Here is a 26,496-nt window from a genome sequence, read left to right on the forward strand (position 1 = left end):
TAGATCAAATACATAAGGAGGCCTGGCCCATGAAAAGAAGTGGCCCATCTCAACCAAACTTGAAAGGCACTTTAATCAGTGTGATGGCGGTTGGAGCCATCATTGTCGTGATGTGGGTTTGTATTTATTTGTTATATATCGTTCGTTTGTAGGGGGGAGAGAACATGCATTTACACAAATATGAAAAAATATGGCTTGGATTTGGAGTTATTGCACTTCTTATTTTTCTATCCGTGGTAGGGGTAAGTGCTTTTGCTCAGGGGCATGCACCATCAGGCGGACACATGACGATTGATCCTGAAAAAGTACGTGAAACAGCTCCATTTGACCAGCCCGGCCTTCATAAAAAAGAAGACGGAAATTATGAAGTCGCTATGATCGCCCTTACTTTTGGTTATGAACCAGGAAAGCTTCAAGTGCCTGCAGGGAAAGAAATTATGTTCACTTTAACGAGTGAAGACGTTGTTCATAGTTTCTCAATTGTCGGGACTAACGTAAATATGATGGCCGTTCCTGGTCAGATTAACCATCGAACACACACCTTTAAAGAACCAGGATCCTATCTGGTGATTTGTAACGAATATTGTGGCTCAGGCCACCATTTTATGAGCACAGAAATTGAGGTGGTGGAACAATGAATACCGGACAAATTGCAGCTAAAGATCGTAAAGTAGCATTATTCAATTTAGGGTTTGCTTATTCAGCCTTCCTTATAGGTACACTGTGCGGGCTCCTGCAGGTATTTATAAGAAATGATGCCCTTAATCTGCCGGGATGGCTGGATTACTATCAGATTCTTACAGCTCACGGACTATTACTGGCTATTGTATTTACGACTTTCTTTATTTTTGCTTTTTTTCAGGCGGGCATGAGCCGCACCCTTGGGGCATTTGGTCCTAAGGTGAGATTGTGGAACTGGATTGGGTTCGTGGTGACGGCCTTAGGGACCATTTTAGTTGTTGTGATGGTTGTAGCCGGCCAGGCGTCCGTTCTTTATACATTTTACGCCCCTCTTCAGGCTCATGGGTTGTTTTACGTTGGTCTTGCTTTGTTTGTAATTGGCACATGGATTCAGGGGTTCAGTCTGGTCGGGCATTATGCCGTCTGGAGAAGGAATCATAAAGGGGAACTCAGTCCGCTATTTGCTTTCATGGCGATTGCAACAATTATCCTCTGGGTGATTGCCTGTCTTGGAGTTGTAGCCACAGTTCTGTTTCAATTCATTCCATGGGCTTTTGGCTGGACGAGCGGGATTAATGTCGAGTTAAGTCGTTCCTTATTCTGGTATTTCGGTCATCCACTCGTGTACTTCTGGCTGCTTCCGGCTTATATGGCATGGTATGTCATCGTACCAAAGATTATTGGAGGAAAAGTATTCAGCGATTCTTTGGGCCGTCTATCCTTCGTATTGTTTATTTTATTTTCTATTCCGGTTGGTTTTCATCATCAATTAACGGAGCCTGGAATCTCTAGTTTTTGGAAGTTTTTGCAGACGGTTTTGACATTTATGGTTATTATCCCATCTTTAATCACAGCATTCTCCATGTTTGCTACGTTTGAAATAAGAGGCAGAGAGCTTGGAGGCAGAGGGCTATTTGGGTGGATTCGCAAGCTTCCTTGGAGAGACGTACGTTTTACGTCAATCTTTATAGCCATGGCCTTTTTTATCCCTGGAGGCGCCGGAGGGATCATTAATGCAAGTTTCCAAATGAACGAAGTTATTCATAACACGCTGTGGGTAGTGGGACACTTTCACATAACCGTAGGAACTCCGGTCGCAATGACTTTTTTTGGTTTAACCTTCTGGCTTATCCCAAATTTAACGGGCCGGCGATTTACAAAATCCCTGCAGAAGTTAGCCTTCCTACAAATTGCTACCTGGTCAGTTGGTATGCTGCTTATGAGCACAGCTCAGCATTTGCTTGGACTGCTTGGGGCGCCAAGGCGGACAGCATACACTGGGTATGCTCACGATGACGCGCTCGCCTGGTTTGATGGCTTATTAACCAATCATGTGACGATGGCTGTCGGCGGTTCCATCTTGTTCTTGTCCGCCGCTTTACTCGTGTTCATTGTTATCCAATTATGGTGGCTTGCTCCGAAAGCCAGCGAACAAACTTATGAGGAGTTTCCAATAGCCGAAAGCGATTCTAGTATGACACCACGATTTTTGGAAAATTGGAAAATATGGATCGGCATTGCCTTTCTGTTGATCGCTCTTGCTTATACGATCCCGCTGGCCGAGCTTATCCAGCATGCCCCACCAGGATCAGGACGCTTCCAAACTTGGTAAGAGAGGAGGAAGGACACATGACCTTTTCATTCGCTTTTACAATCACCTCCATCATCTTAACGATCGTTTTAAGCAGCATTATTGTTGAACTGCAGACAGAGGATGATTAAAATAGAAAAAAGCGGAAAGCTGCCAGTGCTTTCCGCTTTTTTCTATTCCATGAATTCCAATTCAGGCATCCACTGAGTGAGGTGTTTCTTCTTAGCTTCATACTCTTCTTTTAAGTTTGATGCTTCATCCATAGGGATCACTTCATATTCCTTTTCTCCTGCGGACGTAACGTAAGTCACTTTAAACCTTGGTTTTACTACTTCTACCTTGTCACTGTTATCCATTTTTAAATTAAAGGTGAGGATTCCTCCGACTCGTTTCTCAAATGATTCCTGACCTGAGAAAAAATTTCCCAGGGAATAAGCGGTCAGCATTTTATGGCCGTCTTTACCTTCAACCCAGTCTAACGGCTGAAGTACATGAGGGTGGTGTCCGATCACAGCAGTTACACCGCGGTCCGCGGCGAATTGGACAACATCTTTTTGAAACTGATTGGGGTAGGGTTCATACTGGTCCCCAAAATGAAGACTTAAAAGGATAGCATCCGACTGTTTTTTCGCTTTTTCTATATCCTGGGCCATTTTATCAAGCTGGATTCGGTTCACAACATACCCTTTCCCGTCCGGCGCATTCACACCATTAGTTCCGTAGGTGTAACTTAATATGGCCACACTAATTCCTTCTTTTGTGTCATACACAAGAATTTCCTCGCTGTCTTCTTTGCTTTGATAGGCTCCTGTGTATTTCATATCGATTTTCTCCCAATGATCGATGGCGTTATTAATGCCTTTTGTACCTCTGTCCAACGTATGGTTATTAGCGAGCGTAACCACATCTACTCCAAGTTCTTTAAGGTTGTTGCCTATCTCTACAGGAGAGTTAAAGGCTGGATACCCGGAAAATCCTAATTCCTCTCCGCCAATCATCGTTTCCTGGTTAGCAATTGTGATGGTAGAGGAATCCAGATAAGGTTTAGTCTGTTCAATCATCGGCGTGAAGTTATATCCTTCAGAAGTTTCGGCGGCATCATAGATCCGTTCATGAATCAGTACATCTCCAATAGCCGTTATACTGATTTCTTTGGAAAGATCTATGGAATTCTTGGAATTAGGATCCACTGCGGATGCCGTGTGCTCATTCGCTACCTTAGGTTCTTCGCCACTATTAAAAAGCCCGCACCCGGCTGTGAAAAATAGAAAAGACAAACACAACACTCTTAAAAATAAGCCCAAAGAAAAGGCACCTCCGTAAAAATCATTTAGGTTTATTGTACATTTAACTAGAAGGTTTCTCTATGCCATACAGCTGAAAAAAATGATTTTGTTTGTCGAATTATCGGGAATGAAAGGTATAGAGGGTTACGGAAGGAGGATAAGGATGAGTAATCCAACTAATGAAAAAGCTGACGCACAAAAGCATAGTAAAGATCAATACGTGGATATAAAAATGGGGAAACACGATTTATTTTTCAAAAAAAGCTATGAAGTACTATACACTGTGAATGATTTTTTACTCGGACTCTGGTTTCTCGTCGGAAGTGTCTGTTTTTATTTTGAAGCCGCCAAAACGTGGGGGGTGAGTTTATTTGTACTTGGAAGTCTGCAAATGCTCATCCGTCCAACCATCCGGTTAGCACACCGCATTCATTTGAAAAATATTTATCGGAAAGAATATGAGAAGATGCAAAAAGGAGCTGAGTCATCCGGTTAAGCGTGGTTCATAAATTAAACCACCTCTACTAAATCTCCGTTTTGATTTTTACAGTAAACAAGATGACAGGACAGGAAACTTGGTTTCCTGTCCTGTCATCTTGTTTTTTTCACGCTTTATTGTACGTGGTGGTGGATTTAACCGGATACTATTTTTTAACAAAACTAGGTAAATCCGTATGACCCATGGCTCTTACATATACAAATAGCTGTCCCTTATGGTGAATCTCGTGATCTTTAGCCATTTCTAAAAGTTTACCTGCCGGAATTTCTGAGCCGAACATTTCCTTAACATCTATGAGATTATCCAGGTCTCCGTCATCTAATTGTTTAATAGATGACATAGTTTCGTCCGTATAAACTCTGGCACGTTCGGTTAAGGGAGTCTCATCTCCTTCAGGAAAAAGGTCTTCAGGAGATTGTTTAGCCGCAAGCCGTGCAAAGGTATAAGTGGTTTTTAAAGTATGATTGACCAGTTTGTCTGTTTCCATAGATGTAGGGGTAGGTTTGAATGCATAGTTTCCTTCATCGATTAGTTCGATCAAATCGTTTAATGCTCCGCGGTGAGGAGAGAAGGAATTGACGAATTGTTCAACTTTACTCATGTACATAACCTCCTAGATTAATTAGCGTTCAGTCCAAACGTAATTTGTATATCTGTGGAAGTCAAACAGTAAGATTTATACATAGAGATAGTGTAAAAAATCTTAAGTTTAAGTAAACGAAATGTGGGGAATGTAAATTCGGATAGACTGGAAGATTGGTAAAATCATGCATAGGTCTCCAGATGCATTTTTAAATTACAAAGCTTTATAGATAAGGTTACAAATGTTTCAGCCAATTTAAACTATTATTTTATGGTACAAAAATTGGTTCAAATAAGGTAAAATAGGTTAATGTAAATTTAACGGAGGTTTTACAATGTTTACAATAAAAAAATATCTAAACAAAAGTACATTGTTGAAATTAACTGTCTATGCCCTTGTCATAGGTTTGTTCTGGCTGAAAATGTCATATATCCAAAGCAATATCTTCTCTTTAAATGTAGAAAATCCCAATGAAGCTAATATTCTTGCATTCAATCCTCTGAGCAGTATTTTTCTAATCTTTGGAATTGGAGTGCTGTTGGCAGGACGCCGGGGAATGTTAGTTTCCTATATTCTTGGATCTTTACTATTGTATGTGAACATTCTTTTTTATAGGGAATATAACGACTTTATTACCATTCCTATGTTAAATCAGGTAGCGAACCTGGCTGGAATGGGAGGCAGTATTCAAACAATTCTTGAAGCCTCAGACATCTTTTTATTTGTTGATGTTTTAATCGCTGCATTCTTCTTGTTTTATTTGAAGCCTGCGCGTTTAAGTCAATTTACAGCGAAAAGACGCGAAGGTTTTCTACTTGCGGTTATTGCGATTCCATTGTTTGTGATTAACTTGCAGTGGGCTGAAGAAGAGCGTACAGATCTTCTTGAGCGTACATTTGACCGCACAATGCTGGTGAAATATATCGGCCTGTTAAACTATCATGTCTATGATGCCGTTCTGCAAGGTAAGACGGAAATGAAGAAAACGTTAGCGGATAGTAATGAACTTGTACCAGTCATTAACTACCTGAATGAACAGAAGACGGAAGACAGCGATCGTCTTGAAGGTGTAGCAGAAGGTAAAAACGTCATAGCGATCTCGCTTGAAAGTACGCAAACCTTCGTCGTGGATAACACGCTGCACGGAGAAGAAGTTACTCCTTATTTCAACGAATTAAAAGAAGAAGGTATGTATTTTGATAACTTCTATCATCAAGTGAAGCAGGGACGTACCTCTGATTCAGAGTTCCTTTTAGCCAATTCGATGTATCCGTTAAACCGTGGTGCTGTATTCTTTACGCACTCAGGTAATGAATACGAGGCTATGCCTGAGCTGTTAAGTGAAAATGGATACTTCACGAACGTGATGCATGCGAATGATAAGACGTTCTGGAACCGTAACGTTATGTATGATTCTCTAGGATACAATGAGTTCTTTTCGAAAGAAGATTATGAAGTAACCCCTGAGAAATCTCATGGCTGGGGCTACTTGGATGAATATTTCTTTGAGGATTCCCTGGAAAAGATGAAAGAGATGGAAGAGCCGTTCTACTCCAAGATGATTACGCTCACTCACCACTATCCTTTCACCTTACCTGAAGAGTTAGCAACCATTGAGCAAGGGGAGACTTCCAGTACTACACTGAATCGTTATTTCCAGACCATCCGCTACCAGGACGAGGCACTGGAACAGTTTGTAGAAGAATTTAAGCAATCAGAACTCTATGATGATACGATTCTCTTAATCTATGGTGACCACTTTGGAATATCCGAAAACCACCAAAAAGCCATGGGAGAATACCTTGGAAAAGAGATTAATGATTACGAACAATTCCAATTGCAGCGTGTACCTATGCTGATTTACGGTAAAGATATTCCTTCCGAAACCAACCATACGGTAGGAGGACAGATTGACCTGCGTCCTACTCTTACCAACCTGCTTGGAATTGAAGATGAAAACCCTGTTCAATTCGGACAGGACTTGCTAAATGAGGATCGCAGAGAAATGATGATTACCCGTGATGGGGATTTCGCCAATGAAGAATATGTTGGTATTCAAGGCGTATGTTATGACAGAGAAACAGGGGAAGAAGTTGAAGCTCAGGCTTGTGAGGAAGGCTTTCAAACTGCACAAGAAGAGTTGAGTGTCTCCGATTCCGTTATTTACGGAGATCTGTTGCGTTATCTTGATGAAACCGAGATGGTCAATACAGATCCCACCTTGAATAAAAACAATAAAGAAGAGTAACAAAAAGCTGCCGATCTCATCCAGATCGGCAGCTTTTTTAAATCCTATATCTTTAAACTCCCAGTTGCTTGTTAAACATAAGCTCCCGTTACTTGAAGACTTGATTTCGAGATATTTGTTGAGCGCGGAAGGTCCTGCGGAGGACGATTTCGCTTTCCGCGGGCATGTGCTGAGCCTCCTCGAGCAAGCTCTGCGGGGTCTCACCGATCATGTTCCTCCCGCAGGAGTCTGCATCGTCCCCCTCCGGACCTGGCCGAATGAGAAACTCGAAACGGCTTCATCCTTCACCCGCTTGAGAAGAAATAATCTACATGGACGTATATCCTTTTCCAGGCTGGAACTATGCGGGAGAGCCTGTTATATAAGCATTTCAGGCGGTATAAGGAGGATAGGATACTCTCTTTCCAAAGAGTCCGTTAGCCCTAATATAGTTGGGCTGGCGAAGGAAATGACGAGACTCCCACGGGAGAAGGAGCTAGGCGAGACCCCACAGGGAGTGAAGCGACCGAGGAGGCTTGCCAGTTCCCCCGTAGGAAAGCGAGTTGTTTCCGTAGCCAGCCCCTCTCCATATTAGCAACGGACCAAATATATCTCGAATTAGAGTCTTCAACTATCCGGCCTTTTTGTTGAATAAGTCTCTTAAGAGTAATCATCTATAATACTTGGAGGTTAAGTTAATAAAAACAGCTGACCTTTTTAGGTCAGCTGTTTGAATGTCTTAAAAGAAATCCATCCATACTTTTATCGTAGTGCCTAATATAAGCACAGCAAGAATGGTCTGAAGAACTCTTGTATTCATCTTTTTCCCTGCCATGGCACCGAGAGGGGCTGCCAGTAAACTTGCTACGACCATAACAGCCGCTGGGAAGTATTCAACTTGGCCGGTTGTGATTTTACCTACCGTCGCCCCAATGGAAGAAATCAAAGTGATTGCGAGGGAAGAAGCAATCGTCATCCTGGTTGGTATCTTTAATACTACAAGCATAATTGGAACGAGCAGGAACGCACCAGCAGCTCCTACAATTCCGGCACCTACCCCAACGATTAACGCAAGAGAGGACGCCAGTACCCGGTTAAAATCTACTTCTTCAAGCGCCTGATCATCTAAGCCCTTTTTAGGTATAAACATCATAATCGTAGCTATTAGGGCGAGCACACCGTAAACCAGGTTTATGCCACTCTCTGGCATGAATCTAGAACCATACCCACCTATAAAACTTCCAATTAAGATACTTACACCCATATAGAGGATAAGAGATTTATTCAGGTATCCGCCTTTCCGATAAGCCCATACGCCCCCGATCGTGGCAAAGAAAACCTGTACCGCACTGATCCCGGAAACTTCATGGGAGGTGAAGGCTGTAAACCCTACGAGTGGGGGTATATAAAGTAGCATCGGGTACTTGATAATAGAACCACCTATGCCGAGCATTCCTGATACATATGAGCCTGCAAATCCGATAAGAAATATAGTAATAATTAATCCAAATTCCATTTTGGTCAACCTCCTTAAAAAAGGGAACCACAGCTGGTTCCCTTTTTTATGAAAAATTCTTTACCCTTTTTGTATCCAGAACTTAAATACACCGTCTTCTTCATCGTGTTGAAGAAGTTCGTGGCCGCTTGATTTAGCCCACGCTGTTAAGTCACTTTTCGCACCTTGATCGGTTGCGTGGATTTCAAGTGTTTCTCCGCTTTCTACTTCTTTCATCGCTTTCTTTGTTTTAACAATTGGCATCGGGCAAGCTAATCCTTTTGCATCTAATACTTTTGTTACGTTCATAGGGAATGACCTCCAATAAATATTTTTGTTTGAAAATTTTTGTTTACCATAGAATTATTTAACGGACTGCACAACGGTTTGGTCCAATTTCCATTTCGCGCTGCTCTTCTTCTTCCGGATCAATTTTACCCATGTTTGTTTCACGGATTTCCTGATAAGCATTAGGCTGCGGCGGAAGATTTTCAGTTACCATTTTTCTAAATTCATCTTTGTCATCGATGTTAAGACCGTGGTTTTTCTCAAAAAGTACACCTAGCTTTTCAGCTACCGTTCCATCCTCGTTTAATTCATCCATAATCATGAAGTGGGCAGGAAGTACAATTAGTTCATCTGATAGCTCTTTGTAGCGCTCATACAGGGTTTCTCTAAGATCCATGACCCAATCATCTGCTTTTCCTGCAAGGTCAGGACGTCCGATACTATCGATGAACAGAATATCTCCAGTCATCAAGTATTGATCATCTACTACAAAAGAAGTAGAACCAATGGTGTGCCCTGGTGAATAAAGAGCGTGAATATCGATGGTGGTGTTTCCAATGGTCACTTTTTCTCCATCCTCTAAAGGCTGGTAATCAAAGGTTACTTCTTCTGCATCCTTTGGAGGAAGCCAGTAAGAAGCGCCTGTTTGCTGAGCAATTGTTCTGCCTCCAGAAATATGGTCAGCGTGTAGGTGGGTATCAAATACATGTTTAATGTTCACACCCATTTGGTCAGCGAAATTCACATATACATCGGTTTTACGGGTGGAGTCGATAATAGCTGCTTCTCCGTTTGATACGACCATGTAAGATAAGCACCCTTTACCAATGCGTACAAATTGGTAAAGTTCACCACCGTCCGTTAAATCGCTGACTTTAACAGGCATTAAGTGTTCGCTCCAAGCTTTCATGCCGCCTTCTAAGGAATACACATTTGTAAACCCAGCGTCGTCCAGCATTTCTGTGACCATTTGGGAAGATCCGCCTTTGGCACAAGCGACTACGATATCCTTATCTTTTGGAAGCTGATCTTCAATTTCTTCCACGCCATCAAGCAGGTCGAAGTAAGGAATATTCAAATAATTGAAGCTCTCGCTTTCGATTTTCCAATCTTGAAAAGCGTCTTCCGTACGGACATCCAGTAAAAACAGTTCTTCTTTTTGAAGTACTTTTTCAGCTAAATCCTTAACTGAGATTTCTTTTATTGCCATTTCAAATTACCCCCTAAGGTATATTTTTGTTTAAAAAATTTTATGAACGGAGTGACGTCGTTTGGCCGGACCACTCGCTCATTCCTGGTACAACATTGTAAACACGTTCAAAACCTTTTTCCGTAAGCTTTTGGCAAGCCAGGTCACTGCGGCTGCCTGTTCGGCATACCACATAAACATCTTTCGTCTGGTCAACTTCATTGATTCGCTCATCTAATTCACCCAGTGGAATAGATACGGCCTGTGGAATATGCTCGAATGCATATTCTGCTGATTCACGCACATCCAAAATGAGGGCATTATCATCTTGCAGGTTCTGTGCCAATGCCTCGTTGTCAACTGTGGCCGGGTGTAACTTCTCACCTGATTCGTCACTGGCTTTACGAATAAAGTGTTTTAAGACGGAGTCTTCTTCAATGGTCCCCAGGTATTGATGACCGGCACTCTTGGCCCAGGCTTGAAGATCGGCCTTGGAACCTTTATCTGTAGCCTGAACTTCTACTACCTCTCCAGAATTTAAGTCTTTTATCATTTTTTTCGTTTTTACAATAGGCATCGGACACGCAAGTCCTTTAGCATCTAACAAGTGATCTGCTTTAATATCCATCATTTCATCCTCCTATAACCCCAAAGGGTATATCATTTAGAAAATTATTCAGTAGGTCCGTTCCAATCCAGCATACCGCCGTCCATATTAGTGACATCGAAGCCATTTTGCTCAAGGAACTGTGCAGCACGCCCGCTGCGGCCCCCGGACCGGCAAATCATTACATAGCTCTTGGATTGATCCAATTCGTCTGTACGAGCTTCTAATGAGCCGAGAGGAATATGTGCAGCACCAGGAATCTTTCCGGCGGCTACTTCTTCATCCTCACGAACGTCAATTAGATTCAGTGATTCATTTTTGTTCAATTTCGCTTCCAGTTCTTGCGCAGTTATTGTTTTCATAAAAGTTGACCTCCTATTAAATGAACAGGTTTACGTTACCGTCTTCAGCATCGCCAATATAAGCAGCAACGCCCGCATATTCAATTTCATCAAGCAGTTCTTCTTTTTGAAGCCCTAAAAGATCCATGGTCATCGTACAAGCGACAAGGTTAACATCTTGTTCCTGCGCCATTTCAATCAAGTCAGGCAACGGCATAGCATTGTGTTTTTTCATTACATCTTTAATCATTTTCGGGCCGAAGCCAGCATAGTTCATTTTAGATATGCCCATTTTATCGGCACCTCTAGGCATCATTTTTCCAAACATTTTCTCCATGAAATTCTTCTTAACAGATACTTGTTCATCTTTACGCAGAGCGTTTAACCCCCAGAATGTGTGGAAAATGGTCACATTGTGATCATAAGCGGCTGCCCCATTAGCAATAATGTAAGCGGCCATCGCTTTGTCATAATCTCCGCTGAACAAGATGATATTCGTTGATTTTGTCTCAGACATCTTAATCCTCCTAATTTATTTTATACATATACGTGTATGGGTATTTGAATTGGTAAAAAATTATCGGCTTTTAACTAGAAGCTGAACAGCCTCGTTAATGGAATCTTCTGTGTTTTGGCTATCACTTGATTCCTGAATGCACTCCACAAGGTTGGAGCTGACGACTAAACCGATGGTACGCTCAAGTGCACTTCTAGAAGCAGACAGCTGAGTGATGACGTCTTTGCAATCTTTATTTTCTTCCATCATTCTTAGGACGCCTCTTAACTGTCCTTCTAGACGTTTTACTCTATTTTTCATGGCTTCGTTGTACTCCATTACGATTCCCCTCCCTTTATGAAGATTTCGTTTGCTGTGTGTTAACAGTACATGACTTATAATATACCCCATAAGGTATAATGTCAACAGGTTAATAAAATGAAAAATGGATAAAACGTTATGTCGTAAGCAAACCTACGTATAGGTGGTGAATCAATTGGATTTATTGTGGGATATATTAAAGGTTTTAGGGAGAATTATAACCATTCTCCCATTCTTACTTGCTATAGGGTTATTTATGGGGAAACGTTCAATCGGTGAACTTCCCGTATTTGATTTCTTAGTGGTTCTTGTACTCGGGTCAGTGGTGGGAGCTGACATTGCAGATCCGAACATCAATCATATTCATACGGTAGTAGCTATGATAGCAATTGCTTTGCTGCAGAAAGTGATTGTTTGGAGTAAACTAAGAAACCGCAGACTTGGAAAGCTTATGACTCTTGAACCGACGGTGGTTGTTTACAATGGACAAATAGTCGAAAAGAATATTAAGAGTATAAACTATTCTATTGATAATATCCTTCAGATGCTTCGGGAAAAGGATGTTTACCATATTGACGATGTTGAGCTTGCCCTAATTGAAGCGAGCGGGATGATCTCTGTAAAATTAAAACCGGAAAAAGAAAAAATTACGAGAGAGGATTTTCAGCTTTTAAATAGGGGTGCGGGTTATGATATCCCGCTTATTTTAGACGGTGAGTTGCAAAAAGATATTTTGAAACGTTTGGATAAAGATGAGGAATGGATGGAGAACCAATTGAGAGCTTGTGGTATCACTTCTATCAAAGACATATTTTATGGTGCTATTACGAATCACGGGGAATTTCATTGTTCGATCAAAGGAAAGAAGGTCCCAAACCTTCCACCGATAGGAAACTAAGAGCGATTTTATAACATAACCTCCCGTTTGCGTAAGACTCAGTTTCGAGATATCTAGTGAGAATTAGGTCCTGCGGGGGACGATTTCGCTTTCCGGCCCTGCACGACGCAGGGTCGTTCGACGTTGCCACACGACGTGGCGTTCTTAGTCGAACTTCTTCCGGGGTAAGCTTCCTCAGGCTTCGCCTTCCGGGATCTTACCGATCATGTTCATCCCGTTCTTACACTTTTATTAATCCTAAGCTTACATCAAGGCATAAACGACAAGGAGAGGCTATCCAGCTCCAGCACCTAGCGTCTAGTGAGACTTCCCTCACTTCTGTACGATAAGGCAACATCGAATCGCTCCGCTCTTCGTGTTTTCTTTATCTCCGCCAGCTCAGTCCAGTCCATACGCCGCTGCCCAAGGTGCTTCCGCTTTTAACCGAGGAGTCTTCATCGTCCCCCTACGGACCTAGCCGAATCAGAAACTCGAAACCACTTAACCCCCTGTTTGCTTGGTGAGAAAAAAGCATGGGATAAGGCGTGTATTATTATGCTAGAACGTTGTGGAAAAGCTTGTCATAGAAGTATTTAGGACCTATTTCGAAGGAGAGCATTCTCTCTTCTGGAAGGGTCCGTTATTCTCTCGCGGCAGGGTTGGTGGGGAAATGGCGAGACTCCCATGGGAGAAGGAACTAGGTGAGATCCCACATGGAGTGAAAACGAGCGAGGAAGCTCACCGTTCCCCCATAGGAAAGTGTTCAAATGTGGAATCACCCTGAAAGACACGACCAGCATAAGCCGACCATCAAAAGGATGGCGGTTTTTCCATCCGTTGATGAGCGGCTTATGTCTCGAGTGTCTGGGTGATGGAACAAGACGAGTTATTTCCCCACCAGCCCGCTGCTCATATCGTAACGGACCCAAGATATCTCGAATTCGATTCTTCAAGTATCCGGTCCGATCCTTTAATAAGCTTCTTATGAAAATCACAACCAGATTTAACAGCACTAAATAAAGAGGAGGGATAATTCAATGATTATCCCTCCTCTTATACGTTATACGCTTTGATCCATGCAGTGGATTAATCGTTTCTCAATGTCTTCCGCGAGTCTCTGGATTTGTTCATCTTCTACCAATTGAATGAGGGCAGTTGGTCTAGGCATACCTATCTTCGTCGTGCCTCCTTCAGAGTAAACGACCATTTTACACGGTAAGAAATAACCAGCAAGGGTATTTTCATTAAGAATGCGTTGAGCTTCCTTAGGGTTACATACTTCCAATACTTTAAATTCTTTCTCAAATTCTAATCCTTTTTCATTAAGTTTGTCTTTAATATCAAAATTCCATAATACTCCGAACTGGGCTTCTTTAAGGCTGGCTTCTAAACTTTCTACTGCCTCTTCGATTCCTTTTTCTGTTTCTACTGTGTAATGAAACATGTTTGAACCTCCTTTTTAAGCTCTCGGTTTCAGCATACCCGTTCAGGTATGAAGATAATCGTATATAAATAGATTTAATGATAACTAGCAGGAGATTTAGTGGGGAATTTTTCGAAAAGTTTAGCAGATTAAATTGACAAAGCTGATGAGCTATAATAAGATAATCACCATCCAATTTAAAAACGAATAAATATCTTCTTATCTAGAGAGGTGGAGGGACTGGCCCTACGAAACCTCGGCAGCGGGACTGATGCGTCATCAGAAACTGTGCCAACTCCAGCAGGTGCTTTTTGCACGTGAAAGATGAGAAGAGACGGTTCTCATAAATTACGTATGGCCAGAGCCCCTCTTCTTATCTTTTAAGAAGAGGGGCTCTTTTTATGTTTAACGCTCAGAAGTACATAAGAAAGCTGATAATTGGAAGAATCCAAAAACAAAGGGGGGACCGTTCATGATTGATTTTGAAGGGGTTTCAAAGATCTATGAACACAATGGAAATGAGTTGCGAGCTGTGGATCAAGTTGATTTAACAGTGAATAAAGGAGAAATCTTCGAGGTTATTGGTTATAGCGGAGCAGGAAAAAGCACGCTTGTTCGTTTAGTTAATTTACTGGAATATCCTTCGGAAGGCCGGCTCCTGGTAGATGGTAAAGATTTAACCCAACTATCTAAACCTGAGTTGCGAAAAGTCCGGAAACGAATTGGCATGATTTTTCAGCACTTTAATTTGCTGGAGTCTAAAACGGTACGTCATAACGTGGCATTTCCATTGGCGATATCAGGGGTGTCGAAAAAAGATATTGATGCACGTGTAGAAGAAATTCTGGAGTTCGTAGGCTTGTCAGATAAAGCCAGGCAGTACCCGGACCAGCTATCCGGCGGACAGAAGCAGAGGGTGGGAATTGCAAGGGCTCTAGCCACCTCACCGGATATATTGCTATGTGATGAAGCGACATCTGCCCTTGATCCTGAAACCACCAAGTCTATTCTTAAACTTTTGCGCAGAGTACGAGACGAATATAACATCACGATTCTTATGATTACGCACGAAATGAATGTGGTCCGTGAAGTGTGCGACCGTATCGCAGTCATGGAACACGGACGTGTGATTGAACAAGGATCCATATTTGACTTGTTTTCCCAGCCGGAACATCCCACTACAAAAAACTTTGTAAGAACGGTGATGGAAAATGAAATTCCTGCATCCATCCTGGAGGGGATTGAAAAGCGGGGAGCAAGCCGTCATATTTACCGGGTGACCTTTGTAGATGAAAGCGCGGGCCAGCCTGTACTTTCCCAAATATCGAAGTCCTATGAGGTGGAAGTGAATGTGCTTTTCGGACAGATTACAGAGCTTCAGGGCATTCCGTTTGGACATTTAGTGGTGGAACTTCAGGGAGAAGATAAAGAAATTGTGAGAGCGATCGACTCAATTCAGCGTTCCGTAACGGTTCAGGAGGTGGAAGCACATGCAGGTTAACTTAATGGATTTTTGGCCGAGAATTCTGGAAGCTACCAATCAGACCCTCTTAATGGTCGGGATCTCTCTGCTTGCAGCTACATTAATCGGTCTTCCTCTCGGCATTGCATTAGTAGTTACAAGAGACGGGGGACTGCTTGAAAGTAAACCTATATTCAATGCGCTTAGTTCAGTAGTTAACTTCTTCAGGTCGATTCCATTTATCATCTTACTGGTAGCTATCCTGCCAATTACAAGATTTATTGTAGGCTCATCTATTGGTACAGCCGCAGCAGTTGTGCCGCTTGTCATATTTTCAGCGCCCTATATTGCGCGGCTGGTAGAGAGCAGTCTGCTTGAAGTGAAGTCAGGAGTTATTGAAGCAGCGGAGGCGATGGGAGCGTCACCCTGGCAGATTATCGCGCGCGTATATTTACCGGAAGCGTTGAGTTCCATTGTATTAAACCTGACCATTGCCACGATTGGCCTTGTAGGTGCTTCGGCAATGGCCGGATTTGTAGGCGGCGGTGGTCTTGGTGACTTGGCTATTTCTTATGGTTATCAGCGTTTTGAGACGGATATCATGATTGCGACCGTACTTCTTCTCGTCGTCATTGTGCAGATCACTCAAACAGTAGGAAATTTTGTATCTAAAAAAATTCGCAGACAATAGGAGGTCTCATCATGAAAAAATTATTTATTTTATTAAGTTTAGTAGCTGCCATTGGAACCGTATTAGCGGGGTGTTCCAGTGAAAGCAGCGGAGCAGAATCAAGTGAAGGATCAGAAGAGAAAAAGGTGGTTAAAGTTGGACTGAACGGGTCTGGCGTGCCGATCTGGGAAAAAATAAAAGAAAAAGCAGCCAAAGAGAATATTGAGATTGAGTTAGTCGAGTTTTCGGATTATGTACGTCCTAATATGGCACTGGCTGATGGAGATATTGATTTAAACGCGTTTCAAACAGTCTCTTATTTTGACTCCTTTATAAAAGAACATGATCTGGACCTGGCGCCAATTGGGACCACATTAATCGCTCCCATGGGAATATACTCTGAAAAATATGAGGATGTAGAAAACATCCAAGAAGGAAGCACCATTGCTATACCAAAAGAGGCCACCAATATGGGTCGGGCTTTATTACTTCTTGAAAAAGCAGGACTGATTGGACTGTCTGAGGATTTTGATGGAAATGGGAACCTGGACAAGGTTCAGGAAAACCCTAAGAATTTAAAATTTGAACCGATCGTTGCTGCCCAGACTCCTCGCGTACTTCCGGATGTTGCTGCCTCTATCATTAACAACGGAGTAGCCGTCGAAGCCGGGTTTGTTCCTGTAGACGATGCCATCTTTATTGAAGATGATACAGCACAGCCTTATATCAACATTATTGCAGCACGTGCAGATGAAACGGACAAAGAAGTATATCAAACGATTGTGGATCTTTATCAGGAAGAAGACGTAGCGCAGCACATTCGTGAAGTTTACAATGACTCCTTGATTCCTACGTTTGTACCACTTGAAAAAATAGGCTGGTAAGCAAAAAAGAGCGTAAAAATTAATCAATTGAAACAACCAGCCGACACGGTTTAGTCATTTCGTTGTATGAAAGTCTGTCCTTGTATTAGAATAGAGAAAGTAGAAGAGAGGACGTGAATACAATGACAGATATTAAATTAATTGCACTAGACGTAGATGGGACCCTTGTAAATCCGCAGGGGACGGTATCAGACGCGAATATTAAAGCCGTCCAAAAAGCAAAGGATCAGGGAATTCATGTCCTTTTAAGTACAGGAAGGTCGCTGTCGCGTTGCCGTGATATAGCGGAGCAGCTCGGCAGGTCATCTTATATTGTAACGATCAATGGCGGGGAGATTTATAATCAGGACTTTGAACTGGTGGACCAGACACTGCTTGAGCCTCACCATGTCAGTCGTTTGTGGGAACTTAAAGAAAAACATGGATTATATTTCTGGTCATCTACGGTTCAGGGGATTTTTAACTCTCAGGAGCCATTTGATAGCGAAATTGAAGAGTATAACTGGCTCAAGTTCGGCTTTGATATCGAAGATGATGAGATTAGAGAAGCTATTCTGCAGGAATTGAATGGCAACCAGGACCTTGAGATTACAAATTCCAGTCCAACGAATATTGAAGTGAACCCCACAGGTGTTACGAAAGCTGCGGCTTTACTGAAAGTTTGTGAATGGCTTGATCTGAAAATGGAAAACGTTATGGCAGTCGGAGACAGCATGAATGACATAGCGATGATCCGTGAATCAGGTGTTGGTGTCGCGATGGGGAACGCACAGGATGAAGTTAAACAAGAAGCGGAGTTCGTCACAGGAACAAATGCTGAAGATGGAGTAGCTCAGGCAATTGAGAAAATATTAAATTCATAAGGAATCAAGTTCATACAGATAGATCATTCAGCTTGCAGAGAAACCCAGAGGTTTTCTGCAAGCTGTTTTTTTATGCTCCGTGGATGAGTATCAAAACAGTTTGCTGCGGACGAATGCGCGCGATTCCTCTACCTAACGTTTTCACGGTCTGGGACCATAGTGTAAAAACATGTCACATTATTCAATTATACGTCTTTTTGTAACCGTTTTCCCAATAATGGAGGAATTGAACATAAGCAGCGAGAATCAATCTATTAGAAAATTATTTACTCAAAGAAGTAAATGAGCAGGAGGTTATGATGAAAGCAGGTTACATAAAAGAAGAGCATGATATTTTGCGAAAGTCGCTGCGCCAATTTCTCTATAAAGAAGCTTATCTTTACTTTAAGGAGTGGGAAAAACAAAAAGCTATTCCACGATCTTTTTGGAAAAAACTTGGTGAACAAGGATATCTATGTCCGTGGCTCGCAGAAGAATATGGCGGTTTCGGTGCTGACTTTGGCTACTCCGTTATTATCAATGAAGAACTGGAAAAAGTGGGGACAGGGTTAATTGGTATTGGGCTGCATAACGACATCGTGGTTCCCTATTTATCTGCCTATGGGACAGAGGACCAAAAGAAAAGGTGGCTTCCGAAATGTACAACAGGAGAATGTGTGACAGCCATTGCTATGACCGAGCCAGGCGCTGGTTCAGACTTGGCAGCGGTAAAGACATCGGCTCAGAAGGCAGGGGACCACTATATATTAAATGGCGAAAAGACGTTTATTACCAATGGTACTTATGCAGATTTAGTCCTGGTGGTTTGCAAGACGGACCCGAAAGCTTCTCCAGCACATAAAGGAATCAGTCTGATTGTGGTAGAGAAAGAAACACCGGGATTTACAAGGGGAAAGCAGCTCGAAAAAGTGGGGCTGCACAGCCAGGATACATCCGAACTTATTTTTGAGGATGCTAAAGTACCGGTCACCAACCTGTTAGGAAAAGAAGGGGAAGGCTTCTATTATTTAATGAATCAGCTTCAGCAGGAACGTCTAATTGTTGGAATCGGAGCCATTGCTGCTTGTGAGCGAATGCTTGAAATAACAATCAATTATGTAAAAGAACGGAAGGCATTCGGACAGTCGATCGCTTCCTTTCAAAATACTCAATTCAAGCTGGCTGAACTGCAGACAGAAGTCGAAATAGGCCGTACCTTTCTCGATCGAACGATAGAAGCTCATATAGAGGAAGAAGATGTGGTGAAGCAGGTTTCCATGGCTAAGTGGTGGACGACCGAACTTGTGAAAAAAGTGGCACTTGAATGTATGCATCTGCACGGAGGCTATGGATATATGGAAGAGTATGAGATAGCAAGAAGGTTCCGTGATGCACCAGTCACTGCTATTTATGCAGGCACGAATGAAGTAATGAAGTCGATCATTGCTAAAAAAATGGGACTCGTTTAGGAGGCAGGATGTATGAAAGAAGTAGTTATAATCGAAGCGGTTCGTACCCCGGTTGGAAAAAGAAATGGATTATTAAGCGGTCAAAGACCTGATGAACTCTTTGCTTTAGTGCTTCAGGAACTAATCGAACGTAGTCAGTTGGACCCTAAAGAAGTAGAGGATGTCATTGCCGGCTGTGTATCGCAGGTAGGTGAGCAGGCGGGGGATATCGCAAGGATTGCCGCGCTGACGGCAGGCTTTCCATTGGAGGTGCCTGGAGTAACCGTAGATCGCCAGTGCGGGTCGAGTCAGCAGGCCGTCCATTTTGCTTCCCAGGCCATTGCATGCGGAGATATGGATGTAGTTATTGCCGGGGGAGTAGAGAGTATGTCACGTGTACCTATGTTTTCCAACATGCAGGGTAGCAAGTACAGTGAACAGCTTACAGAGAAGTATGACATGATCAATCAAGGTTTGTCTGCTGAACGAATTGCAGAAAAGTGGGAAATATCAAAGGAGGAACTGGATGCTTATGCTGCTTCCAGTCATGAAAGAGCCCTGCATGCAATTAAAGAAGGACGCTTTAATAGAGAAACGATGTCCGTGGAGGGATCGAATGAGCATGGAGAGTCCGTAAAAGTAAGCGTAGATCAGGGGCCAAGACTAGGTACCTCTACCGCTTCTCTTTCTCAATTGAAGCCTGCTTTTAAAGAGGATGGACTTATTACAGCTGGAAATTCAAGTCAAATCAGTGATGGAGCTGCTGCCCTCTTATTAATGTCGCGTGAAAAGGCCGAAGAGCTCGGTCTACAGCCAAGATTTAGAATTGTTGCCCGCTCCGTAGTGGGATCGGATCCAACTCTTATGTTGACGGGGCCAGCTCCTGCTACTTTTAAAGTTCTTCAAAAATCAGGGCTTAGTCTTGATGATATAGACTTGTTTGAAGTCAATGAAGCTTTTGCATCCGTTCCTTTGTTCTGGATGAAGGAAACAAAGGTGGAACATGCCCGGTTGAATGTAAATGGAGGAGCTATTGCTCTTGGTCACCCTTTAGGGGCTACAGGAGCTAAGCTCATGACTACTTTAATTCATGAGCTGGAGCGTATCGGGGGGCGATATGGATTGCTTGCGATATGCGAAGGACTGGGAATGGCCAACGGCACCATTATTGAACGGTTGGAGAAACAGGAATGAAAGGTAAAGAAGTAGTAGCGATTGTCACGGGCGGAGCCTCCGGTCTAGGAGAAGCTGTAGTTCGAAGTATAGTAGAGAACGGCGGGCAGGCTGTTATTGCGGACCAGGACACAGAAAGAGGAAATACGCTTGCTCAATCGTTAGGAGCGGCTGCTCTTTTTAAAAAAACAGATGTGACTTCTTCCCAGCAAGCGAAAGAAATCATCGATCAAGCTTGTACCACTTTCGGCAAAGTAAATGCCCTTGTCAATTGTGCGGGAATAGCTGCTGGAGAAAAGATGATTGGGAAACAGGGCGTTCATAGCTTGGAGTCCTTTTCAAAGGTAATTCAAGTAAATCTCATAGGCACATTTAATATGATTCGGCTGGCCGCTGACCAGATGCAGAACAACCTGCCGAATGAAAAAGGTGAGCGCGGTGTCATTGTGAATACCGCATCTATTGCAGCTTACGACGGCCAAGTAGGACAGTCCGCCTACAGCGCTTCTAAGAGTGGGGTTATAGGGATGACGCTGCCTGTTTCAAGAGAACTTGCTCAACATGGAATACGGGTGATGACGATCGCTCCAGGATTGTTTGAAACTCCCATGTTCAGTCAGCTTCCAGAGTCGGCCCGAGACTCTTTAGGAAAGATGACACCTTTCCCTAAGCGACTCGGTATGCCCGAAGAATTCAGCCAGTTAGTGCTCGCTATATTTGAAAATGTCATGTTGAACGGGGAGGTGATCCGTCTCGACGGAGCAGTGAGGATGCCGGCAAAGTAGGGGTGAGCATAAGGGTGCCCAGGAAATCTGTGTTAATAAAATCATATAAAAGGAGTCGATCAAAGTGGGAGCAACATTACGAAGCATGTTTGAACAGACGGCAGCGAAATATCCGAACAAAGAGGGCTTAGTGGATTTGCGTTTAGGTACAAGATGGACGTTTCAGGAATGGGATGTTGAAGTAAATCGACTGGCTAATGCACTTAAGACCTCTGGGGTCGGAAAAGGGGATAAAGTCTCCACCATCCTGTTCAATACTGCTGAATTTGCTACAGCCCTTTTCGCCTGTACAAAGCTCGGAGCCGTCTTCAACCCGATCAACTTCAGGCTTACATCTAAAGAAATCGAATTTATTCTAAAAGACGCTGATCCTAAAGTGGTGCTTTTTGAAAAGGCGGTTGCTGATCAGGTGGCACCGGTGGTCTCTGAACTTAGCGATGTAGAGTTTTGGTCCATTGATGAACACGACCTTGCTTATGCTGTCCATTACTATGATCAACTGAAAGATGCTCCTATTGTCAGGCCCTCTTGCGATTTAGATGAAACAGATCCCTATGCAATTATGTACACCTCTGGTACGACCGGTCTTCCAAAAGGAGTCGTGCACTCACACAGAGATATGATTGATCAATCATTAATTATGAGCGCCTGCCTGCAGTTGAATCCAGAAGATCGGGGATTAACGACAGCTCCCATCTTCCACTGTGCCGAACTGCATTGTGCTTTCTTCCCACGAGTCATGATTGGAAGTACCAATGTGCTGCTCCATCATTTTGATGCTCCTTCCGTTATTGAAACCATTAAACAGGAGCAAATTACTACTCTATTTGCTGCCCCTACCATGTGGAACATGATACTTCAGGAGGAATTCTCTCAAGAGGATTTCCAGACACTCAGAAAAGGGCTGTATGGAGGAGCACCAATGGCACCTGCCTTAACCTTACGTTTGCATGAAGCGATTGGAGTACAGCTGCTGCAGGCTTATGGCATGACGGAGATGGGGCCGGCGATTACCGCTTTAATGGAAGACGAGCAGGTTACGAAAGCCGGATCCGCTGGACGGGCGCTCTTAAATCATGAAATTCGCGTGGTCCGAACCAATGAACATGGCCCGGCTGAACCTGAAGCGATCTGCAAACCTGGTGAACTGGGGGAGATTATTGTGCGGGGACCCAGTATGATGGAGGAGTATCACAACCGACCGGAAGCGACGGAAGAAGCTTTATACAAAGGGTGGTATCATACAGGAGATATTGGCTCAATGGATGAAGAAGGTTACCTCTGGGTTAGTGACCGGGTGAAGGACATGATTATCTCGGGCGGGGAAAATATATATTCGAGAGAGGTAGAGGATACTTTGTTTGAGCACCCTCAAGTACTCGATGCAGCCGTCATTGGAGAACCGGACGAAATATGGGGAGAACGAGTGGTAGCTTTTATTGTAAAACAAGATGGAAACCTTAATGAACAAACCCTTGATGAGTTCTGTACCTCCAGTAATCGGCTGGCCAGGTATAAGCGACCCAGACGTTATGAGTTTGTAGATGAGCTTCCGAGAAATGCCAGCGGTAAACTTCAAAAGTTTAAATTAAGAGAAAATTTTAACTTAGTATCTGAATAGCAGACTGATAGATCCCCGGAAATATTCCCGGGGATCTTTTCATTTCCCGGGCAATAATCGACAGAAATATAGAGATTATTTACCGTTGATTAATTCTTTCAGATGATCAATGGGCTGTTCATTCCTTGCTTTTTTATAATCAAAGAAAGGACATCCTACTCGCTCAAGGCGATCCACTATGTTGGTAATTGTAAACAGCCGAGGGTCAAGTTCCTCGTTTACTTCCTCCCAGTATACAGGGGCAGCCACTGTTGCTTCTTTTGTCGATCGAGCAGAGTAGGGGGCTATAATGGTTTTACCTTCTGCATGTTGCAAAAAGTCTATATAGAGACGATCTCCCCGTTTCTTTTTAAGGCGTTCAATTGTAAAAAGATCAGGCTCTTGTTTCACAAGCAGCTGTGCAAAAGTTTCGGTCAACTTTCTGGTTTCTTCATAAGACAAAGACCCTTCGGGAATAGGGATATGGACTTGCATTCCTTTATTGCCGGAAGTTTTTATGAAACTCTTTATTTGCAGCTTATCCATAAGCGGTTTTAACAGGCTGGCTGCTGCAACGGCCAAGTGAAAATGGTTTCGGTCTGGAGGATCCAGGTCAATGATAATTTCATCAGGGAAGGAAGCACCTGCCTTTTGAAACGGAAGGTGCAGCTCAAGAGCCCCCTGATTGGCGATCCACATCAGGGAGGATAAGTTTTGACATAAAATATACCGTTCCCCTGCTTCTTCAAAGGAACTCAAATAGTCCGGAGCATGATCAGGGAAGTGCTTTTGATAAAAGGATTCCTCGTTAATTCCATCCGGGTATCGGATTAATGTCATTTTCTTATCTTGAAGGAAGGGAAGAAGATAGGGCGATACCATTCTCATATAAACCAAATAGTCCACTTTGGATAAGCCGCTCCATAATTCTTTCCTGAGATTCGTAGCTTCTACCTCTTCAGGGAAGAGAGATAAGTCCCACTTCAGCTTTTGTAAGGTACAGTCGGATGGGGACAGATCAAACCGAAAACGGTGAAACATGGGTTCTCTCAATTCTCCTCTTTCAGCATTCAAACAATTTATATCGACACATACACTGGGTTCAATCTCCCACACCTGATTTTTTCTACTTCCATTCTCTTTAAAGAAATTCCGTAAAGTAAGGTCTTCCTCATCCGTCATGCCGTGTTTAAAACTTCCCAGCGGGTAAATGCCGTTATGTTCTTCTTCCAGATTAAGCTGATAGTATCCGTTCGATTGATCATAACTAGTGAGAAATCCGGAGACAGCTCTCCATTGCTTTGCTTTAAGCCAATGTTTAGACCTTACACCAGCTTCGTAACGGCTCGTCTTTCTTTTAGCTATAATTCCTTCTCCGCGGTGAAGGTGAACTAGGCTTTCAATCTCATTAAGCGTAGGAAATTGTTGGACTGCTTGAATTCTGGGATGACGGAGGATTTGAATGGTTTTTTCTAGAATTCTCTTCCTTTCATTGTAGGAAGCCTTCTCCTCATTAAGATAGTCAAAAGCCATAAAGGTGGCTGGTCTCTCCTGGGATGAGCGCTGTATTTTATCCGCATTTCGTAACCTTCCTCTTTGCTGAAGGGCAGAGAAGCAAGCTTGATAAGGTGTGTTTAAGATTACAAGTTCTCCATCCAGCGTAAAAGGTGAAGTTCCGCTTGCAACTTTCACTTGGCTTATTTCTGGGAACTGAGAGGTTAAATCCTTGCCATTTCGGCTTTTAAGTGTAATTTTACCCTCATCCCCATGTAAAAGTACACGAAATCCATCATATTTTACTTCATACATCCACTCCTTACCTGTGGGAAGAGCTTCCGTCAGCGTCAGCAGCATGGGTTTGACCATCTTTAAACCTCCTTATTGTTTCAGATAGTTTGAGTTAACGCCACGCTTTTAAACATATTTTTCCTACATTCGAGAAAGCTATGGAAAAAGGAGTGGGCTCTATGCATACAATGTGGAAAGGTACCATTAGTTTTGGGCTGGTCAATATCCCTATTAAGCTTCATGCCGCAACCGAGAATAAAGACATTAAGCTCCGGCAGCTTCATGAAGAATGTAAATCGCCGATTGAATATAAAAAGAGGTGCCCAGTTTGTGAACGAGAAGTAGAAAGCCAGGAGATTGTAAAAGCATATGAATACGCTAAAAACAAATTCGTGGTCTTAGATGCTGAAGATCTGGAGACGTTAAAAAAGGAACAGGAAGATAAATCCGTTGAGATTCTGGACTTTGTGAAACTTGAAGAAATTGATCCTATTTATTTTGAAAGAAGCTACTATATGTCACCTAACGAAGGTGGAAGTAAAGCGTATGGATTGTTGCGAAAAGCTTTAACAGACACGGGCAAAATCGGCGTAGCAAAAATTATAATTCGTTCTAAAGAACAGCTTGCGATCGTCCGCGTTTATCAAAATACGCTGGTTATGGAGACCATCCATTTTCCGGACGAAGTCCGGCAATCCAAAGATGTTCCTAACGTTCCGGAAGAAACGGAACTGAGCAAAAAAGAAGTAAGTACAGCAGTGACTTTAATCGATCAGCTTACGGCAGAGTTTGATCCAGAGAAGTACAAGGATGAATACCGTACGGCTCTGCTTGATTTAATTGAAGCAAAAAGGAACAATGAAGAAATTACCACGGCTGCAGATAAACCGAAGCCTGATAATGTAACTGATTTGATGGAAGCTTTAGAGAAGTCATTAGAGAAAACAAAAGGGACCAAGAAAAAGACAACAAAACGAAAGTCCAATGCTGGATCAAAGAAGAAAACCTCGTAAAAAAGGCGTCACAATAGGATTTTGTCGTTCGTTTCACCTGTATTTATTCTCAAAATTGTAGTATAATATATAGTAGAATGATTATGGGGCGGAGGGTTTGTTGATGAGTACGCGTACAGAGGAAGAGGCGGAGATTTTGATGCGTCCAGCTAAAGCATCACTGGCTGTCGAAGGACTGCGCTTAAGCCAAAAGCAAGAGACACTTGTGAAAAAATGTTTAACCGGCGCCATAACCCATAAGGAATTTATTAAGAGGGCTTTGGAACTTTCACGTCATGCCTAACTCCAGATACGGAAGCGGGTCTTCCCGCTATTACTACCGGAATTCTACGGTTCTGATTAACCATTATGATATTATGGATGACAACCAATTGCAGAGTATGGAAACCATCCTTTCCACCCAGCGTTTGGCTGAACTCCAGGAATCTCCGGTAAAGGGTGACTTTGATTTACGTCATTTGCAAAAGATTCATACGTATCTATTTAGCGATCTATATCCATTTGCCGGAGAAATACGGACTGAAAATATAACTAAGGATGGTTTTTCTTTTGCTCAAGCCCGCTTTATTAAAGAAGCGGCCGGTCCGCTGTTTGAAGCATTAGCGAAAGAAGCCTGGGAACATATGGACCGGGAACGGTTAGCAGGTTTTCTCGCCTATTATATGGCAGAGTTAAATGTACTCCATCCTTTTCGAGAAGGGAATGGCCGCGCACTCCGTGAGTTTATTCGCTGTCTGGCCTTAGAAGCAAATTTCGATCTTGATTGGTCAGTGCTACCCCAGGAACGGATTTTGCAAGCAAGCATAGAGTCTGTGCGTGACACTAAAACGCTTAGGCAAGTAATTGAAGAATCGTTAAGTAAGAAGAAATAATCGTCCGCCTCTGGCTTCTATGAAGCTGGAGGCTTTATTATATTTCAAAAAGCAA

28 protein-coding genes and 1 riboswitch are annotated in these 26,496 nt (G+C 42.8%); of the genes, 17 read left to right on the forward strand and 11 right to left on the reverse strand.

The features are described from left to right. Positions 1-29 precede the first annotated feature (29 nt). The 3 genes from ACTWPM_RS12955 to ACTWPM_RS12965 are packed head-to-tail and all read left to right on the forward strand — an operon-like array spanning position 30 to position 2,293. Positions 30-152: a cytochrome C oxidase subunit II gene (locus ACTWPM_RS12955; protein ID WP_443133450.1), complete on the forward strand. Its 123-nt coding sequence runs from the start codon at positions 30-32 to the stop codon at positions 150-152. A 12-nt stretch (positions 153-164) separates the two neighbouring features. After that, entirely contained in the window at positions 165-638 is a 474-nt protein-coding gene (locus ACTWPM_RS12960; RefSeq protein ID WP_443133451.1) for a cytochrome c oxidase subunit II, read from the forward strand. Beyond that, positions 635-2,293 (forward strand): b(o/a)3-type cytochrome-c oxidase subunit 1, encoded by a 1,659-nt coding sequence (locus tag ACTWPM_RS12965; RefSeq protein ID WP_443133452.1) that lies wholly within the window; start codon positions 635-637, stop codon positions 2,291-2,293. The genes ACTWPM_RS12960 and ACTWPM_RS12965 overlap by 4 nt, the downstream gene beginning before the upstream one ends. 152 nt (positions 2,294-2,445) lie before the next feature. On the opposite strand, the gene ACTWPM_RS12970 is transcribed toward ACTWPM_RS12965, so the two are convergent. Beyond that, a complete protein-coding gene (locus ACTWPM_RS12970) occupies positions 2,446-3,576 on the reverse strand; it encodes a CapA family protein (protein ID WP_443133453.1) in 1,131 nt (376 codons plus the stop codon). Between the two features lie 145 nt (positions 3,577-3,721). On the opposite strand from ACTWPM_RS12970, the gene ACTWPM_RS12975 reads away from it, so the two are divergent. After that, the gene (locus ACTWPM_RS12975) at positions 3,722-4,054 is read left to right on the forward strand and encodes a YrhK family protein (protein WP_443133454.1); all 333 of its coding nucleotides are present in this window, start codon (positions 3,722-3,724) and stop codon (positions 4,052-4,054) included. A gap of 148 nt (positions 4,055-4,202) precedes the next feature. Here the strand turns inward: ACTWPM_RS12975 and ACTWPM_RS12980 are convergent, their stop codons facing one another. Next, the gene (locus ACTWPM_RS12980; RefSeq protein ID WP_443133455.1) at positions 4,203-4,658 is read right to left on the reverse strand and encodes a DinB family protein; all 456 of its coding nucleotides are present in this window, start codon (positions 4,656-4,658) and stop codon (positions 4,203-4,205) included. 316 nt (positions 4,659-4,974) lie between these two features. Between ACTWPM_RS12980 and ACTWPM_RS12985 the strand changes: the two genes are divergently transcribed. Continuing rightward, the gene (locus ACTWPM_RS12985) at positions 4,975-6,888 is read left to right on the forward strand and encodes an LTA synthase family protein (RefSeq protein WP_443133456.1); all 1,914 of its coding nucleotides are present in this window, start codon (positions 4,975-4,977) and stop codon (positions 6,886-6,888) included. A 718-nt stretch (positions 6,889-7,606) separates the two neighbouring features. Here the strand turns inward: ACTWPM_RS12985 and ACTWPM_RS12990 are convergent. From ACTWPM_RS12990 to ACTWPM_RS13020, 7 genes are read right to left on the reverse strand one after another with little or no spacing between them, the layout of a single operon-like run. Further along, positions 7,607-8,383: a sulfite exporter TauE/SafE family protein gene (locus ACTWPM_RS12990; protein WP_443133457.1), complete on the reverse strand. Its 777-nt coding sequence runs from the start codon at positions 8,381-8,383 to the stop codon at positions 7,607-7,609. A gap of 60 nt (positions 8,384-8,443) precedes the next feature. Next, the gene (locus ACTWPM_RS12995) at positions 8,444-8,671 is read right to left on the reverse strand and encodes a sulfurtransferase TusA family protein (protein ID WP_014645171.1); all 228 of its coding nucleotides are present in this window, start codon (positions 8,669-8,671) and stop codon (positions 8,444-8,446) included. 58 nt (positions 8,672-8,729) lie between these two features. Then, entirely contained in the window at positions 8,730-9,860 is a 1,131-nt protein-coding gene (locus ACTWPM_RS13000) for an MBL fold metallo-hydrolase (protein ID WP_443133458.1), read from the reverse strand. A gap of 40 nt (positions 9,861-9,900) precedes the next feature. Further along, on the reverse strand, positions 9,901-10,470 hold the full coding sequence (locus ACTWPM_RS13005; RefSeq protein WP_443133459.1) for a sulfurtransferase TusA family protein: 570 nt from the start codon (positions 10,468-10,470) through the stop codon (positions 9,901-9,903). 41 nt (positions 10,471-10,511) lie between these two features. Beyond that, a complete protein-coding gene (locus ACTWPM_RS13010; RefSeq protein ID WP_443133460.1) occupies positions 10,512-10,808 on the reverse strand; it encodes a rhodanese-like domain-containing protein in 297 nt (98 codons plus the stop codon). Positions 10,809-10,824: 16 nt separating this feature from the next. After that, positions 10,825-11,304 carry a DsrE/DsrF/DrsH-like family protein gene (locus tag ACTWPM_RS13015; RefSeq protein WP_224895381.1) on the reverse strand — a complete coding sequence of 160 codons (480 nt, stop codon included), beginning with the start codon at positions 11,302-11,304 and terminating at the stop codon, positions 10,825-10,827. A gap of 60 nt (positions 11,305-11,364) precedes the next feature. Next, complete coding sequence (locus tag ACTWPM_RS13020; RefSeq protein ID WP_443133461.1) at positions 11,365-11,622, reverse strand: metal-sensitive transcriptional regulator; 258 nt, start codon at positions 11,620-11,622, stop codon at positions 11,365-11,367. Positions 11,623-11,779: 157 nt separating this feature from the next. Here ACTWPM_RS13020 and ACTWPM_RS13025 point away from each other — a divergent pair, with 157 nt between their 5' ends. Continuing rightward, complete coding sequence (locus ACTWPM_RS13025; RefSeq protein WP_443133462.1) at positions 11,780-12,502, forward strand: DUF421 domain-containing protein; 723 nt, start codon at positions 11,780-11,782, stop codon at positions 12,500-12,502. A gap of 1,039 nt (positions 12,503-13,541) precedes the next feature. On the opposite strand, the gene ACTWPM_RS13030 is transcribed toward ACTWPM_RS13025, so the two are convergent. After that, entirely contained in the window at positions 13,542-13,925 is a 384-nt protein-coding gene (locus ACTWPM_RS13030; protein ID WP_443133463.1) for a DUF302 domain-containing protein, read from the reverse strand. A gap of 195 nt (positions 13,926-14,120) precedes the next feature. Continuing rightward, positions 14,121-14,235: riboswitch (SAM riboswitch) on the forward strand. A gap of 141 nt (positions 14,236-14,376) precedes the next feature. Between ACTWPM_RS13030 and ACTWPM_RS13035 the strand changes: the two genes are divergently transcribed. From ACTWPM_RS13035 to ACTWPM_RS13070, 8 genes are all read left to right on the forward strand, one after another. After that, on the forward strand, positions 14,377-15,405 hold the full coding sequence (locus ACTWPM_RS13035) for a methionine ABC transporter ATP-binding protein (RefSeq protein ID WP_443133464.1): 1,029 nt from the start codon (positions 14,377-14,379) through the stop codon (positions 15,403-15,405). Next, positions 15,395-16,057, forward strand: coding sequence for a methionine ABC transporter permease (locus tag ACTWPM_RS13040; RefSeq protein ID WP_443133465.1), 663 nt, complete (start codon positions 15,395-15,397; stop codon positions 16,055-16,057). The genes ACTWPM_RS13035 and ACTWPM_RS13040 overlap by 11 nt, the downstream gene beginning before the upstream one ends. Positions 16,058-16,068: 11 nt before the next feature. Beyond that, entirely contained in the window at positions 16,069-16,920 is an 852-nt protein-coding gene (locus tag ACTWPM_RS13045) for a MetQ/NlpA family ABC transporter substrate-binding protein (protein ID WP_443133466.1), read from the forward strand. Positions 16,921-17,042: 122 nt separating this feature from the next. Continuing rightward, positions 17,043-17,783 (forward strand): Cof-type HAD-IIB family hydrolase, encoded by a 741-nt coding sequence (locus ACTWPM_RS13050; protein ID WP_443133467.1) that lies wholly within the window; start codon positions 17,043-17,045, stop codon positions 17,781-17,783. A gap of 299 nt (positions 17,784-18,082) precedes the next feature. Further along, entirely contained in the window at positions 18,083-19,231 is a 1,149-nt protein-coding gene (locus ACTWPM_RS13055) for an acyl-CoA dehydrogenase family protein (protein WP_443133509.1), read from the forward strand. A 12-nt stretch (positions 19,232-19,243) separates the two neighbouring features. Next, positions 19,244-20,404, forward strand: coding sequence for a thiolase family protein (locus ACTWPM_RS13060; protein WP_443133468.1), 1,161 nt, complete (start codon positions 19,244-19,246; stop codon positions 20,402-20,404). Beyond that, positions 20,401-21,168 (forward strand): 3-hydroxyacyl-CoA dehydrogenase, encoded by a 768-nt coding sequence (locus tag ACTWPM_RS13065; RefSeq protein ID WP_443133469.1) that lies wholly within the window; start codon positions 20,401-20,403, stop codon positions 21,166-21,168. The genes ACTWPM_RS13060 and ACTWPM_RS13065 overlap by 4 nt, the downstream gene beginning before the upstream one ends. 64 nt (positions 21,169-21,232) lie before the next feature. Beyond that, positions 21,233-22,789: a fatty acid--CoA ligase gene (locus ACTWPM_RS13070; RefSeq protein WP_443133470.1), complete on the forward strand. Its 1,557-nt coding sequence runs from the start codon at positions 21,233-21,235 to the stop codon at positions 22,787-22,789. A 75-nt stretch (positions 22,790-22,864) separates the two neighbouring features. Here the strand turns inward: ACTWPM_RS13070 and ligD are convergent, their stop codons facing one another. Beyond that, positions 22,865-24,634: a DNA ligase D gene (gene ligD / locus ACTWPM_RS13075; protein ID WP_443133471.1), complete on the reverse strand. Its 1,770-nt coding sequence runs from the start codon at positions 24,632-24,634 to the stop codon at positions 22,865-22,867. Positions 24,635-24,735: 101 nt separating this feature from the next. Here ligD and ku point away from each other — a divergent pair, with 101 nt between their 5' ends. The 3 genes from ku to ACTWPM_RS13090 all read left to right on the forward strand — a co-directional run bounded on the left by ku (position 24,736) and on the right by ACTWPM_RS13090 (position 26,441). Then, positions 24,736-25,569, forward strand: a complete 834-nt coding sequence (gene ku / locus ACTWPM_RS13080) for a non-homologous end joining protein Ku (protein ID WP_443133472.1) — start codon at positions 24,736-24,738, stop codon at positions 25,567-25,569. A gap of 103 nt (positions 25,570-25,672) precedes the next feature. Beyond that, positions 25,673-25,852: a hypothetical protein gene (locus ACTWPM_RS13085; RefSeq protein ID WP_224895395.1), complete on the forward strand. Its 180-nt coding sequence runs from the start codon at positions 25,673-25,675 to the stop codon at positions 25,850-25,852. Then, complete coding sequence (locus ACTWPM_RS13090) at positions 25,845-26,441, forward strand: Fic/DOC family protein (RefSeq protein WP_443133473.1); 597 nt, start codon at positions 25,845-25,847, stop codon at positions 26,439-26,441. The genes ACTWPM_RS13085 and ACTWPM_RS13090 overlap by 8 nt, the downstream gene beginning before the upstream one ends. Positions 26,442-26,496 lie beyond the last annotated feature (55 nt).

This window comes from Halobacillus sp. K22 (assembly GCF_052246795.1).
In the GTDB taxonomy this organism is placed as follows: Bacteria; Bacillota; Bacilli; order Bacillales; family Halobacillaceae; genus Halobacillus.

Excerpts from the sequence above, each read along its gene's own strand:
- ACTWPM_RS12955 (WP_443133450.1), top strand. The coding sequence starts at position 30 with ATGAAAAGAAGTGGCCCATCTCAACCAAACTTGAAAGGCACTTTAATC.
- ACTWPM_RS12960 (WP_443133451.1), top strand. The coding sequence starts at position 165 with ATGCATTTACACAAATATGAAAAAATATGGCTTGGATTTGGAGTTATT.
- ACTWPM_RS12965 (WP_443133452.1), top strand. The coding sequence starts at position 635 with ATGAATACCGGACAAATTGCAGCTAAAGATCGTAAAGTAGCATTATTC.
- ACTWPM_RS12975 (WP_443133454.1), top strand. The coding sequence starts at position 3,722 with ATGAGTAATCCAACTAATGAAAAAGCTGACGCACAAAAGCATAGTAAA.
- ACTWPM_RS12980 (WP_443133455.1), bottom strand. The coding sequence starts at position 4,658 with ATGAGTAAAGTTGAACAATTCGTCAATTCCTTCTCTCCTCACCGCGGA.
- ACTWPM_RS12985 (WP_443133456.1), top strand. The coding sequence starts at position 4,975 with ATGTTTACAATAAAAAAATATCTAAACAAAAGTACATTGTTGAAATTA.
- ACTWPM_RS12990 (WP_443133457.1), bottom strand. The coding sequence starts at position 8,383 with ATGGAATTTGGATTAATTATTACTATATTTCTTATCGGATTTGCAGGC.
- ACTWPM_RS12995 (WP_014645171.1), bottom strand. The coding sequence starts at position 8,671 with ATGAACGTAACAAAAGTATTAGATGCAAAAGGATTAGCTTGCCCGATG.
- ACTWPM_RS13000 (WP_443133458.1), bottom strand. The coding sequence starts at position 9,860 with ATGGCAATAAAAGAAATCTCAGTTAAGGATTTAGCTGAAAAAGTACTT.
- ACTWPM_RS13005 (WP_443133459.1), bottom strand. The coding sequence starts at position 10,470 with ATGATGGATATTAAAGCAGATCACTTGTTAGATGCTAAAGGACTTGCG.
- ACTWPM_RS13010 (WP_443133460.1), bottom strand. The coding sequence starts at position 10,808 with ATGAAAACAATAACTGCGCAAGAACTGGAAGCGAAATTGAACAAAAAT.
- ACTWPM_RS13015 (WP_224895381.1), bottom strand. The coding sequence starts at position 11,304 with ATGTCTGAGACAAAATCAACGAATATCATCTTGTTCAGCGGAGATTAT.
- ACTWPM_RS13020 (WP_443133461.1), bottom strand. The coding sequence starts at position 11,622 with ATGGAGTACAACGAAGCCATGAAAAATAGAGTAAAACGTCTAGAAGGA.
- ACTWPM_RS13030 (WP_443133463.1), bottom strand. The coding sequence starts at position 13,925 with ATGTTTCATTACACAGTAGAAACAGAAAAAGGAATCGAAGAGGCAGTA.
- ACTWPM_RS13035 (WP_443133464.1), top strand. The coding sequence starts at position 14,377 with ATGATTGATTTTGAAGGGGTTTCAAAGATCTATGAACACAATGGAAAT.
- ACTWPM_RS13040 (WP_443133465.1), top strand. The coding sequence starts at position 15,395 with ATGCAGGTTAACTTAATGGATTTTTGGCCGAGAATTCTGGAAGCTACC.
- ACTWPM_RS13045 (WP_443133466.1), top strand. The coding sequence starts at position 16,069 with ATGAAAAAATTATTTATTTTATTAAGTTTAGTAGCTGCCATTGGAACC.
- ACTWPM_RS13050 (WP_443133467.1), top strand. The coding sequence starts at position 17,043 with ATGACAGATATTAAATTAATTGCACTAGACGTAGATGGGACCCTTGTA.
- ACTWPM_RS13055 (WP_443133509.1), top strand. The coding sequence starts at position 18,083 with ATGAAAGCAGGTTACATAAAAGAAGAGCATGATATTTTGCGAAAGTCG.
- ACTWPM_RS13060 (WP_443133468.1), top strand. The coding sequence starts at position 19,244 with ATGAAAGAAGTAGTTATAATCGAAGCGGTTCGTACCCCGGTTGGAAAA.
- ACTWPM_RS13065 (WP_443133469.1), top strand. The coding sequence starts at position 20,401 with ATGAAAGGTAAAGAAGTAGTAGCGATTGTCACGGGCGGAGCCTCCGGT.
- ligD (WP_443133471.1), bottom strand. The coding sequence starts at position 24,634 with ATGGTCAAACCCATGCTGCTGACGCTGACGGAAGCTCTTCCCACAGGT.
- ku (WP_443133472.1), top strand. The coding sequence starts at position 24,736 with ATGCATACAATGTGGAAAGGTACCATTAGTTTTGGGCTGGTCAATATC.
- ACTWPM_RS13085 (WP_224895395.1), top strand. The coding sequence starts at position 25,673 with ATGAGTACGCGTACAGAGGAAGAGGCGGAGATTTTGATGCGTCCAGCT.
- ACTWPM_RS13090 (WP_443133473.1), top strand. The coding sequence starts at position 25,845 with ATGCCTAACTCCAGATACGGAAGCGGGTCTTCCCGCTATTACTACCGG.